Below are 12,038 nucleotides of genomic sequence, written 5' to 3' on the forward strand. Positions count from 1 at the left end.
TTATCTTGAAAGACTTGCCGTGCTTCGGGGTTGGCTTTGGGGTGTTTGAGGGTTTTTTTTACGGCTAATCCCTAGACGTTTTAACGCATGGCGAATCCCGCCTTCCGTAATCCCAAAACGGGCTGCGCGTTCATAATGGTAAGCATCGGGATATAACGCCACATCTTGTCTTAAGGCTTCCATATCTATTTTAGTTGGTCTGTTACGTGTCCCTTTGGCTTCCAATACTTTGCTCCACCTGACGACGCTTGCGATGGCTATTTGAAAGCGTTTCGCTACCGCTGCTAGGGTGAGATTTTCTTCTTGTTTCACTTTATAATACTTTTTTACGGAAATCTATTGAATAGGTCATTTCTTATTCTCTTTTTAAAATACGGTTACTATAGTAAATTATGCTATGAAAATATATGATTAAGCGTCATGTACCCTACGCAAAAAAACCTGACAGGTTTTTAAAACTTGTCAGGTCTCTGTTTTATTTACAGCATTTATTTGTAAAATTTTGCCGCATTTAGGTTGGTTTAGTTACTGCTTGCTTTACTTAAACTGGGTACGGATTTTTGCATGAGGTAGGCAACTAAGCGGTCAGCGGGAACGTAACCCGGCAGAAGCTCGCCATCGGAGAGAACAAGGGCAGGTGTGCCATTAACGCCGAGTTGTTGTCCAAGTTCATATTCTTTGGCAATGGGGTTGTCGCATTGTGCGGGTTTTACGGATTGTTGGTTTTTGGCAGCAGTCAGGGCTGCATTTTTGTCGTCAGCACACCAAACACTGACCATGGTTTGATACGTTTCTGAGCCAACGCCTGCGCGGGGGAATGCTAAATAACGTACTTTGATACCTAGTTCGTTAAGTTTGGGAACTTCTTGATGTAATTTTCTGCAATAGCCGCAATCTACATCGGTAAATACGTTGATGGTAAAGAGGGTTTTACCTTTAGGGGTAAAGATAATCATGTCTTTTTCATCAAGGCTGTTAATAGCTGTTGCACGTAGGTTGTTGCGTTTTTGTTCAGTGAGATTTGTGCCTGTTTTTGTATCACGAATATCGCCGACAATGACGTGACCACCGTCTTCACTGATATAAATAACTTCTGAGCCGACCGTAACTTCATACATATTTTTTATGGGGGCGGGTGCAAGTTTAACTTGGTCTAGTTTTTCTGCGCCGATAAGGCGTTTGAGTGCTTCACGCAAAACAGGTGGTATGGTCGCGTCTGTTTTTTTCTCTGCGTGTTGTTCAAGGGGGGCGGCAGGTGTTGCGGGGGTTACAACAGGGTCTTGCATGGGTTGGATGGCAATGGGTTCAGCCGTTGTGCTGGTGCTTGGAGTTGCTAATTCACTGGTTGCCCAACTATTGGCAGAAAGTGCAAGGAGTGCCAATATAAAACGAATACGCATAACGATAGACCTCAATAGTTTTAATCACGAAAGTTGGTAAATTGTAAGGGTTGTTCTAAATTTTGACTTTTCAGAAGGCTGATGGCTTCTTGTAAATCATCTCTTTTTTTGCCTGTCACACGAACCTCGTCGCCTTGTATAGCAGCTTGTACCTTGATTTTTTTATCTTTAATCAGTTTAACTATTTTTTTTGCTAGTTCGCTAGGAATACCTTGTTTAATAAGCCATGTCTGACGAGCGCGACGATTTTGTATTTCTGCCTCTTTTGGGTCTAACGCGGCCAGATCAATCCCACGTTTCGCAAGTTTAATGTGTAAGATGTCGGCTATTTGTTGAAGTTGGAATTCAGTTTCGGCATGTAGGATGAGTGATTCGTCGGTTTGTTCTATATTGGCATCAGAGCCTTTAAAGTCAAAACGGGCGACAATTTCGCGGTTTGTTTGGTCAACTGCGTTTGATAATTCGTGCATATCGACTGTAGAAACAATATCAAAGGATGGCATTTTGCTGTCCTATTCGTTTAGGTAATCAGTATAGACAATTTGAAGGTAGCTTGCGGATGGAAAAGGGGCAAGCGGTGTTATGCGGGGGATAGAACTGCCAGTTATACGGATAAACTGGCAGTCTGCACCAATATTTAGTGGCGCGAGAGGCAAATAACTAAATCTGTTTAGATAAGTTATTTGGTTAATGCGTTGGTTATGCTTGGGCAACTGCGCTGTTGTTATCACGCTTAGAAATGATTTTTTCTTTGATACGTGCAGCTTTACCACGTAAGTTGCGCATGTAGTAAAGTTTGGCGCGACGTACATCGCCTCTACGTTTGACTTCAATGCCTGCAACTAAGGGGCTGTGGGTTTGGAAAACCCGTTCTACGCCTTCGCCGTGGGAAATTTTACGGACGGTGAATGCGGAGTTCATGCCACGATTACGTTTAGCAATAACCACGCCCTCAAAGGCTTGTAACCGTTCACGGTCGCCTTCTTTTACTTTTACTTGGACAATAACTGTATCGCCTGCAACAAAGGAGGGGATATTTTGTTTTAGTTGTTCATTTTCTAACATTGCAATGATTGGATTCATTTTATTTTCCCGTCATATTCAGTAATAAATTCATTCAATAACACCTGTTGTTCAGGCTGTAAATTGAGTTTAGCAAGTAAATCTGGTCGTTTTAACCAAGTACGTCCTAGGGCTTGTTTGTGTCGCCACCGTGCAATGTCAGCGTGATGACCATTTAGTAATACCGTTGGAACGTTTTGTGTGTCTATGACTTCTGGGCGCGTGTAGTGCGGACAGTCAAGCAGACCCGCGTAGAAGGAGTCTTCTGTTGCTGAATCGGCATGTCCTAACGCGCCCGGTAGCCAACGGGTCAGGGCATCAATTATGACCATTGCGGCTAGTTCACCACCACTTAACACGTAATCACCAATAGACCATTCTTCATCAACATCGCGTTCAATAACCCGTTCATCAATGCCTTCATAACGTCCTGCAATCAACAGGAGGTTTGAGAATTGTGAGAGGTATTGCACACCTGCTTGGTCTAGTCGTCGTCCTTGCGGGGATAGGTATAGAACACGTGTATTCTCACCTAATTCGTGTTTTGCCGTTTGTATAGCTGTTCGTAATGGATGAACTTGCATCACCATGCCCGGTCCGCCGCCGTAGGGGCGGTCATCTACATGTCGATGCTTGTTATCAGCAAAATCACGCGGATTCCAGTAAGCAAGGCGCAATAAGCCATTTTGCACAGCCCGCGCCGTAATGCCACCACAGGTTAGCGCGGTAAACATTTCAGGAAACAGGGTGATAACACCAATTTGCACGTTAGTCACTGTTTTTGTAGCACGAACTAAAAATCCGTGTCCCATTCAACCTGTATCGTGCGATTTTGTAAGTCAATGGCTTTAATGAATACGTTCAACACAAAAGGAATAAGGCGTTCTTGTTCACCTTTTATAACCAGTACATCGTGTGCACCTGTTTCTAAAAGGTAATCAACTATTCCAAAACACACTCCCTCTTGGTTTATAACGCTTAAACCGATGAGGTCAGACCAGTAATATTCATCCTTTTCTAAAAGATGTAATTGTGTTTGGGCGATAGCGATATCAGCCCCTAACAAGTGTATTGACTGATCACGGTCATCATAACCAACCAGTTTGGCTACAATGCCTTTTCCGTGTTCTTTACCATCTTCTACGATAACTTCACGCCATTGTCCTTGTTGACAAATTTGCCAAGGCGTGTAGGTAAGGATATTAGCCAGCGGGTCTGTGTAGGAATACACTTTAACCCAGCCTCTAACGCCATACAGACCGTTAATGCGTCCTAGCATCACGCGCGTCTGTGATGTCATTATTAGCAAGCCGCTGGGGTTGTATTCTTAGCGTTATCTTTGATAAGTTTAGCAACAACTTCAGAGGGTTGTGCGCCAACACTTAACCAGTAATTAATCCGTGAAACATCTAAACGGATACTTTCTTGTTTTTCTTTTGCAACGGGGTTGTAAAAGCCAATACTTTCTAAGTAATTACCATCACGGCGGCTGCGTGAGTCAGTTACGACAACATGATAAAAAGGACGTTTCTTAGAGCCACCACGGGATAAACGGATTGTAACCATAGCTATTCTGTCACCTTAAGAGCAGTACGCAATAGTGCCTACAAGTTAATGAAAAATTCAAAATTATAGTCGAGAGATGGTCAATAGGGAAGGGGAAAGGTATAATTTCTTATCTTTGGTTCAATGCTGCATTGGCGCAGTATTGTGCAATATATTATAAGTATTAGGTTTATTATTCTACTATCTATTTAACCGATTATGTTGCGTCGATTTGCTTGCCACACCTTCATTAAGGTATGTGTAGAAAGGTCAATATCAACATAATCTGCGGTGCGACTTTCTGACCGCATGATTTTATAGATGGTTTATACTGTTATTCAAACGTTGATAATGGGAGGAATCACTGTAATGGCTGAGGATGCAAACAACGGTGATGACAGCATGGTTGAATATCATCTAAATTACCTTACCGAACAACTCGAAGCGCAACGCAGGAAGATTGATGAGCAGATGAATAGACATATTCGCGATATTCAATCATTAAGTAAACAGATTGCATTGCAGAATCAAGATACTAATGTGGAGTTGTATTCGCAACGCGCGAGACTAACACAGTTAGACGACCAAATTAATGAAATCAGTGAAAGTATTGAACAACAGAGCCAGAATTTATCGCTTGCGATTAGTCAAGTTATAAACACTTTGCCTGACTCTCCGCATGAAACTGTTAAACGTAACAAGGATAAATCATCTTGAGTGTGACCGACCTTTCAACTATTAAACAAGTGCTTGCTGAAGCCGATTTACTTTATTCAACAGATGACGTTAATTGTGCCATTGATGAAATGGCAAAAAAAATCAATCAACAGTTGGCAAATGAATATCCCTTATGTTTAACCGTGATGTTGGGCGGTATGGTATTGGGAGGGCAGCTATTACCGCGTTTAACCTTTTTGTTAGAGGCCGATTATATTCATGCCACCCGTTATCGTGGTGCAACACAAGGCGGGGATGAGCTACATTGGTTAAAAACCCCTGAGCATTCATTGCAAGATAGAACGGTGTTGTTAATAGATGATGTGTTAGATGAAGGGGTTACATTGTCAGCGTTGATTGCTTATTGTCAACAGGCGGGTGCAAAACAAGTATTAACGGCTGTTTTAGTGGATAAACAACGTTCGCGCACAGGGTTACAACAAGCTGATTTTGTTGGATTACAATCGCCAGACCGTTATATTTTTGGCTATGGAATGGACTATAAAGAACAGTTACGCAACGCCTCAGGCATTTATGCGGTAAAAGGATTATGACAAAACTTGCAATTATTGGTGGCACAGGTTTAACCGCTTTAGAGGGCTTAGAAATTACCCATCGACAAGTGTTGTCCACCCCTTACGGGGAAGCCTCTAGCCCGATTATTCATGGTATTTATGCAGGTAAAAAAATTATCTTTCTACCCCGTCATGGCGCACGGCATAACATTCCACCGCATAAAATTAATTATCGGGCAAATATTTGGACACTTAAAGAATTAGGGGTAGAAGCGGTTATTGCGGTTGCGGCGGTTGGTTCTATTCATAAGGCAATGCAGGCAACAGATATTGTTATTCCACATCAACTGATTGACTACACCTATGGACGGGAACACACTTTTTTTGCTGACGATTTATCTCATGTAACCCATATTGATTTCACCGAACCTTATTGTGAACAACTGCGGCAACAATTATTAACCGCTACACAATCACTGGCATGTAAAGTACATACACAAGGGGTTTATGGCGCGACACAAGGACCGCGTTTAGAAAGCAGTGCGGAAATTGACCGTATGGAACGGGATGGTTGTGATATCGTTGGTATGACAGGTATGCCAGAAGCCGCGTTAGCGCGAGAACTCGCCTTGTGTTACGCCAGTTGTGCTGTTGTTGTCAATCCTGCGGCAGGACGAGGATTAAAAGAAATAACAATGGCAGACATTGAGGCAAATCTTGGCGTTGGTATTTTAAACGTGCGTTCTCTGTTGGCAACGTTATTGAAACAGCTTTAAAAACAATCTGATAATTCAATGCTTACAATTTGTAGGTGCATACTTATTCCGTTTGGTCGTACAATTCTTATTGAGAATAAAATTGCGCCTACAATAGTTTATTTAGTCAAATAGTCTCGCCCACTGCTGCAAAAGCTGCACGCAATTGTTCAATCTCCGTTGTGTTATACAATCCCTCACGATAATGCTGTATTGCTTCTGCTACGCGATTTAATTGCAACAACATCATCACCCGCTCATAATCCCGCCCATCTGCTTGTGCAAGATATAGATAAGATTGATAATTTCCCTTTTCTTTTAAAATGCGCAAATAACGACTAATCAACGCATCAGCATCATAAGGTTGATTAGTTTCCTCTGTCGTTGATTCATCCCACATATCCAATTCTGTCTCTTGCCACAAAAGGGTTGTGGTTTCACCCTGTAAAATCTGTTGCAACGGCGGATAATCCCAACCAAAGCGAAGCGCATCAATAGCAGTATCAAATACATAAACCATATAATGCACCAATTGTGTTTGCCAACCTGTTAATTTATTTTGCCATGCTTGACGACTTTTCGCCGATAACGTGGTTTTTAGAAAACTGTCTGCCCATAATTCGCTAACGGCTGATAACAAACGAATATAATTTGCCTGTGCGATAAAATCGGTATGGTTGGCTTTATCTTGTGAAATTTTATGAAAAGTTGTAATTGCAATATCCAACGTGCCAAGTGTAACCGCTTCTAACACAGCTAATGCAGTCTGCCCTTGTTGCGTGTCTAAATAATGCGGAATCGTGGCTAATAATGCGCTTAAATCACCGCCATGACTGGCTAATTGTTGGACTGCACGAACATCAATATGGGCTGGCAATTGTGGCGATTCTTGTACTTGTTCCCCTTGCCACGTATCCAATTGTTTAATAATAACAGATTGTAATAACGGATATTTTTCAACTAATTGATTTATTAATAAACACAATTGCGTTTTTTCTAACGTAGCTAAACGATTATTTAATAAAGTAACATCAGACATAAAATTATTTCCTTTAATTAATCTTTTAGTCTTATAAAACATATTTTTCACATCATCATAAGCAATAAAGTGTAATGTGATTAATAATGCCGTTTTTTTCAATCAAGATAGAACGATAAATGTTAAAAAAGGGCTATATATCGTCATGGAAAGAAACTTGTTTAACACACTCATCATATCGTTAAACAGTGCTATTTATTTAAATACATTATGCCTACTTTCTTGCTTAAAATTTTTCCGTATTTCACGATATGTGTCACGTTGTAGCTAGGGCAATTTAGCATATTAGGGACTCTTTTACTTTTTCAGTTTTCTTAATTTTAATATCACTGCTTTTTTGCACTATCCAAATAAGAAACTCATATAAAATAACAAGTAAAGAGTCTAACAAGTTAATACTTGCTAGAATATAATGATTTATTTTCAAGTAACTAAATGACGTTATGTTACTTGCAACAAGCTAATGTTGTGTTCCAGCCTAATACTTTGCCACTGGGCGGTTTTGCGGCAATTTGAGGTTTCGTGGCGGTAGCAGGGTACGGCTGAACTTAGACGTTATGCTAAAGGAGTAATCGAGGTTGTTTTCTGAGCAAACTATTTACATTCAGATAGAAAAAGACTTATTTAGGTTTCTGCATGTGCAAAGCGGAAGAACCGCAAAAATACAGGGTTTTTTCTCAAATCAAAGGCTTGCAATCGCTCATTTTATAGTTGCAGAGAAGGCTCTTAAACAAGGAATCTATGAAGTTTATCCAAAATCGTTTTTTCGTCTTTCGCCCATAATAATCATGCACCAAATTTTTAATTCAGAGGGTGGGCTTTGTGAAATTGAAGAACGAATCTTGAGAGAAGCCGCTTTATCTGCTGGTGCGAGGCAGGTATTTATTTGGCAAGGTCAACCATTGTCATCAAGTCAGTTGGAAAACAAGGTATATAAAAAAGCATAACTTAAAGTGTTTCAACTCGCGCACGTCGTGTGCTAGATAGTTTGTAAGTTTTGGTTTTTCGGCTGATACAGATTCTGGTTAGCTCCACATAACATAGATAATTGCTCTACTTTAAAGAATTTTCTCAGAATAGTAAATATTTTTAACGGGTTATAAGAGAACTGATATTCTGTCAGGAGTTTACTGTTTATTTGAGCAATAAAGGTGCTGGATGGGTATGCGCTAGAAGACGGACTATGTATATGTGCCATTGTGTGATTAATAATGCCGTTTTTTTCAATGATAAATGTTAAAAAAGGCTTATACATCGTCATGGAAAGAAACTTGCTTAACACACTCATCATATCGTTAAACAGTGCTATTTATTTAAATACATTATGCCCACTTTCTTGCTTAAAAAATCTTATCTAACCTTAATATTCGTTGCCATTCTTGGCTGTGGTTTGTCTTTCTTTGCTTTTAATCACACACAAAAATGGGAAGAACAGCAAGTTATGCAAGAAAAAGAGGCTCTACTTGATCACTATATTCGTTTATTACGTCAAGCCTCATTAACAGTAGATCAGCTACTCGGCTCTTTGCGCGGGTTATATTCGATAAAACAAAAAATAGAACATGAAGACTTTGCCTTACTGGTTAATCAAGAGCTTTTAACGGATTGGATAGTTGGTTTTACATGGTCTCCCTACATTAAAGAGGGGCAACGTGCCGAGATAGAACAACAACTAACGACTTCTTTTTGGCAATATAACAACCAACAACAAGCGGTTATTACACCAACGCAGGTAGATTACTATCCGATTCTCTTTGCTGAACCCAAAGAACGTTTTAAAACACTCATTGGTTTTGATGTAAACACAGTTTATTCATTCAATTTTTTACACAGCAGTAGTGTATTACTCTCTTTTCAAATGCCACATGGGGCAGAGAAACAGCTACATGTTTTTCTACCTATTTATACCGAAGCACTAAAACCCATTGGTTTTTTTACGGCGATATTACAACTCAATACTTTTATTGATGTTCTGCTTCGTCCTGCCAAACAACGCTATGAAGTTTTTCTTGTTATACGTGACACTCGTTCACCCAATCCACAAAATATCATTTATGCCCCCGATTGGTATGCACAAGATAAGACCTTACAAAATGAAAAGAATACTATTCTCAGTGTTCCTATAGAATTTGAAGGGCAACAATGGCGCATTGAATTACACCATCTTCTTGCTGGAACAAGCATTTACTACGCTTATGCGTGGATGGTTTTATTCATGGGCATATTATTTACAATCGGTTTAACCCGTTATTTGTACGTTGTGCTTAACCACAGTGCGCAAACAGAAATATTAGTAAGTCAACGAACACAAAAATTAATTGCTGTTAATCAAACCCTGCATGAAGAAATGCTCGTTCGTGAACAAATGACTACAGCTTTGATTGCCGCAGAACAAAAGTTCCGCGCTATTTTTGAAAATGCCATTGAAGGTATTTTTCAATGTACCCCTGATGGCGATTTTTTAAGCATTAATCCAGCATTTGCCCGTCTATTTGATTTACCACAAGCAGTAAATGGTGACACACAAGTACATTATCGCAAAAACAATTTTTTTCTACATCCATCTGATTATAATGAATATATTATACACCTTACTCAGCAAGGTGAAGTAAAAGACTATGAGTATCAAGCTATTTGCATTACCAAACAAATTGTCTGGGTTAGTGAAACCACCAAAGCCGTTTATAATGCGACAGGCGAGTTACAACATTATGAAGGTATTATAGAAAATATTACCGAGCGGAAAAAACAAGAAGAAGAGTTACGCTATGCCGCCTCTCATGACTTGCTTACAGGGCTTTATAATCGCAACGCATTTACCGAACGGCTTGCCTATGTACTACAGCAACAACAGGATAAATTTTCTGCTGCCAATCACATCCCCTTTGCCGTACTTTTTATTGATTTAGACCGATTTAAAATCGTCAATGACAGTATGGGGCATTTAATGGGGGATAAACTGCTTAAACAGATGGCTGAGCGATTAGCAACGACAATACAACAGTTTACTGCCATGATTGCACGTTTTGGGGGAGATGAATTTGCCTTGCTAATAGAAGAAATCCCCGATTTGGAGACGTTGGAAACCTATATAGAACAAGTACAGCAACAACTTAATCAGCCTTATGAATTAGAAGGGGAAATATTCATAACAACGGCAAGTATTGGCATTGCCCTCAGTGCATCACATTACACCTGTCCAAATGAGATTTTGCGCGATGCGGACACGGCTATGTATGCCGCTAAAAAACAAGGGTTGGGGAAATATGCGTTTTTTCAGCAGGGTATGCACACACACATTGTTCATATCATGCGCATGGAGTCAGACCTACGTAAAGCCTTTGAACGTAACGAATTATGTATTTATTATCAACCCATTATTGCACTAGAGAAACAACACACCGTTGGATTAGAAGCCCTGATTCGTTGGCAACATCCACAACGTGGGTTAATTTCACCCGATGAATTTATTCCCCTTGCTGAAGAAACGGGATTAATTCAAGAATTAGGACGCTGGGTTTTTAGCACGGCTTGTGTACAGCTCTATCAATGGCAGCAACGTTATCCACAACATGCCAATTTAGGGATTAATATCAATGTATCCCCTATCCAATTTAAACAACCGCGTTTAGTACGTGAGATTCAAGATATTATTGAACGAGCGGGCATTTCCCCGCGTAGTTGCCGTTTAGAAATCACAGAAAGTGCCATGATGTATAACCCAGAGGAAACACTGAAAACATTGCAAGAACTGAAAGAGTTGGAAGTTCAATTATATATAGATGATTTTGGAACAGGCTATTCATCACTGAGCTATTTACAAAAATTTCCCATTGATGCCCTTAAAATAGATAAAAGTTTTATTCGCGATTTAGAAAATGACCCTCGCTCACACCAAATAGCACAAGCAATTATTGCATTAGGAGAAGCCTTTAATTTAAAAACCATCGCCGAAGGGGTAGAAACGCAACAACAACTTTCTATTTTAAAAATGGCGGGTTGTCATCATGTGCAAGGATTTCTCTTTTCCCGCCCTCGCCCACTCAGTGATATTGAACAATATTTATGTGCAGAAACCAAATACGACATTATTTAACGTCTAATAACGCGCAAAGGATAATCAGGCCATTGTTGTTTTAATTTTCTATATACTTTTTTAACTTGTTCTTGATCGGTATAACGCATACCCAATCCAGTATCTCGCCATCCACCACCTGCCTCATCAGACCATTCTTTAGGATGATCTTTGTTAAACATTAAGCAAATCACATAAGCCATATTATTGACAGGTGCAGGCGTTGCGCGAACGGTCGCATTTGCATGAGTGGCGGCGGGTTTAGCAACTGTAGTGGCGGGTTTATTCACGGTTACAGGCTTTTTAGTAACGGTAGGCGCAGCTTTTGCCGTTACTACAGGTTTAGCAATCTTTTTCTCTAACGTTTCATCGGATAAACGCGATTTTAGTTTGCTTAACTCTGCAACATATTGTTCATCCTCATTCGTTTTAGCCTCCATTGATGCGGGTATATCCTCTTTTAAAAGTTGGCGTTTTAGTTTCTTAATCTCTTCAAAATATCGTTCTTCATTATAATCATCAGCTTCATAGTCATCTTCGAATTTATGCAACTGGGCTTCTAATCGGCTAATTTCATCCGTATCACGTAATGATGCATAATCAATCTCTTCAATTGCATCTACCTGAAACTTATCAATTGTATTCAGTACTGCTTCAAAATCATGCACAATACGTTCAAAATCATGTAATTTTTTTAAATCAACAGTTTGACGTTGTTGCTCTACTTCCAAGCCTTTTAAACGATTACGTAATTTTTCAGTAATTTTAATCGCCACAATCATTCTTCCCCGATACGACACAGTCTATCTGAATATAATTAATTTAAATCAACGGTTTAAAAATAAATAGTAATAAGCAAATACGGATAAAGCAGATGTTCCGCCAAATTCCCCCGTAAACAGGGGAATGTTTATAGGCTCACTACAAACA

Annotated in this window: 14 protein-coding genes; 5 read left to right on the forward strand and 9 right to left on the reverse strand. The window is 39.8% G+C overall.

Annotation, left to right across the window (positions count from 1 at the left end; all coding sequences use genetic code 11):
- The 7 genes from AL038_RS16635 to rpsP all read right to left on the reverse strand — a co-directional run bounded on the left by AL038_RS16635 (position 1) and on the right by rpsP (position 4,028).
- The gene (locus tag AL038_RS16635; protein ID WP_236839419.1) at positions 1-312 is read right to left on the reverse strand and encodes an IS630 transposase-related protein; all 312 of its coding nucleotides are present in this window, start codon (positions 310-312) and stop codon (positions 1-3) included.
- A gap of 209 nt (positions 313-521) precedes the next feature.
- Complete coding sequence (locus AL038_RS16640; RefSeq protein WP_062154722.1) at positions 522-1,400, reverse strand: thioredoxin fold domain-containing protein; 879 nt, start codon at positions 1,398-1,400, stop codon at positions 522-524.
- Positions 1,401-1,420: 20 nt separating this feature from the next.
- Positions 1,421-1,903, reverse strand: coding sequence for a YajQ family cyclic di-GMP-binding protein (locus AL038_RS16645; RefSeq protein ID WP_062154724.1), 483 nt, complete (start codon positions 1,901-1,903; stop codon positions 1,421-1,423).
- 196 nt (positions 1,904-2,099) lie between these two features.
- Positions 2,100-2,483 (reverse strand): 50S ribosomal protein L19, encoded by a 384-nt coding sequence (gene rplS, locus AL038_RS16650; protein ID WP_062154726.1) that lies wholly within the window; start codon positions 2,481-2,483, stop codon positions 2,100-2,102.
- Positions 2,480-3,229 (reverse strand): tRNA (guanosine(37)-N1)-methyltransferase TrmD, encoded by a 750-nt coding sequence (gene trmD, locus AL038_RS16655; protein WP_062155594.1) that lies wholly within the window; start codon positions 3,227-3,229, stop codon positions 2,480-2,482. Before trmD ends, rplS begins: the two co-directional genes overlap by 4 nt.
- A gap of 26 nt (positions 3,230-3,255) precedes the next feature.
- A complete protein-coding gene (gene rimM, locus AL038_RS16660) occupies positions 3,256-3,762 on the reverse strand; it encodes a ribosome maturation factor RimM (RefSeq protein WP_062154728.1) in 507 nt (168 codons plus the stop codon).
- A gap of 2 nt (positions 3,763-3,764) precedes the next feature.
- Positions 3,765-4,028 (reverse strand): 30S ribosomal protein S16, encoded by a 264-nt coding sequence (gene rpsP / locus AL038_RS16665; RefSeq protein ID WP_062154730.1) that lies wholly within the window; start codon positions 4,026-4,028, stop codon positions 3,765-3,767.
- Positions 4,029-4,376: 348 nt separating this feature from the next.
- Between rpsP and AL038_RS16670 the strand changes: the two genes are divergently transcribed.
- Genes AL038_RS16670 through AL038_RS16680 form a run of 3 tightly spaced genes read left to right on the forward strand, consistent with a single transcriptional unit; the run spans position 4,377 to position 6,015 of the window.
- On the forward strand, positions 4,377-4,724 hold the full coding sequence (locus AL038_RS16670; protein ID WP_145917124.1) for a DUF342 domain-containing protein: 348 nt from the start codon (positions 4,377-4,379) through the stop codon (positions 4,722-4,724).
- A 2-nt stretch (positions 4,725-4,726) separates the two neighbouring features.
- Positions 4,727-5,278: a hypoxanthine-guanine phosphoribosyltransferase gene (locus AL038_RS16675; RefSeq protein WP_201800184.1), complete on the forward strand. Its 552-nt coding sequence runs from the start codon at positions 4,727-4,729 to the stop codon at positions 5,276-5,278.
- On the forward strand, positions 5,275-6,015 hold the full coding sequence (locus AL038_RS16680) for an S-methyl-5'-thioinosine phosphorylase (protein ID WP_062154733.1): 741 nt from the start codon (positions 5,275-5,277) through the stop codon (positions 6,013-6,015). Before AL038_RS16675 ends, AL038_RS16680 begins: the two co-directional genes overlap by 4 nt.
- Before the next feature lie 106 nt (positions 6,016-6,121).
- On the opposite strand, the gene AL038_RS16685 is transcribed toward AL038_RS16680, so the two are convergent.
- Entirely contained in the window at positions 6,122-7,033 is a 912-nt protein-coding gene (locus tag AL038_RS16685) for a hypothetical protein (protein ID WP_062154734.1), read from the reverse strand.
- 578 nt (positions 7,034-7,611) lie between these two features.
- On the opposite strand from AL038_RS16685, the gene AL038_RS16690 reads away from it, so the two are divergent.
- Positions 7,612-7,980 carry a hypothetical protein gene (locus tag AL038_RS16690; protein WP_062154736.1) on the forward strand — a complete coding sequence of 123 codons (369 nt, stop codon included), beginning with the start codon at positions 7,612-7,614 and terminating at the stop codon, positions 7,978-7,980.
- Positions 7,981-8,369: 389 nt separating this feature from the next.
- Complete coding sequence (locus tag AL038_RS16695; protein ID WP_161575476.1) at positions 8,370-11,129, forward strand: bifunctional diguanylate cyclase/phosphodiesterase; 2,760 nt, start codon at positions 8,370-8,372, stop codon at positions 11,127-11,129.
- On the opposite strand, the gene AL038_RS16700 is transcribed toward AL038_RS16695, so the two are convergent.
- Positions 11,126-11,884, reverse strand: coding sequence for a hypothetical protein (locus AL038_RS16700; protein WP_145917125.1), 759 nt, complete (start codon positions 11,882-11,884; stop codon positions 11,126-11,128). The genes AL038_RS16695 and AL038_RS16700 overlap by 4 nt on opposite strands.
- Positions 11,885-12,038: the final 154 nt, after the last annotated feature.

Origin of the sequence: Beggiatoa leptomitoformis, assembly GCF_001305575.3 — a bacterium.
GTDB lineage: Bacteria > Pseudomonadota > Gammaproteobacteria > Beggiatoales > Beggiatoaceae > Beggiatoa > Beggiatoa leptomitoformis.

Bases quoted from the DNA above. Each gene is read 5' to 3' on its own strand.
- rplS (WP_062154726.1), bottom strand. From the start codon at position 2,483: ATGAATCCAATCATTGCAATGTTAGAAAATGAACAACTAAAACAAAAT.
- rpsP (WP_062154730.1), bottom strand. From the start codon at position 4,028: ATGGTTACAATCCGTTTATCCCGTGGTGGCTCTAAGAAACGTCCTTTT.
- AL038_RS16640 (WP_062154722.1), bottom strand. From the start codon at position 1,400: ATGCGTATTCGTTTTATATTGGCACTCCTTGCACTTTCTGCCAATAGT.
- AL038_RS16670 (WP_145917124.1), top strand. From the start codon at position 4,377: ATGGCTGAGGATGCAAACAACGGTGATGACAGCATGGTTGAATATCAT.
- rimM (WP_062154728.1), bottom strand. From the start codon at position 3,762: ATGACATCACAGACGCGCGTGATGCTAGGACGCATTAACGGTCTGTAT.
- AL038_RS16645 (WP_062154724.1), bottom strand. From the start codon at position 1,903: ATGCCATCCTTTGATATTGTTTCTACAGTCGATATGCACGAATTATCA.
- AL038_RS16685 (WP_062154734.1), bottom strand. From the start codon at position 7,033: ATGTCTGATGTTACTTTATTAAATAATCGTTTAGCTACGTTAGAAAAA.
- AL038_RS16680 (WP_062154733.1), top strand. From the start codon at position 5,275: ATGACAAAACTTGCAATTATTGGTGGCACAGGTTTAACCGCTTTAGAG.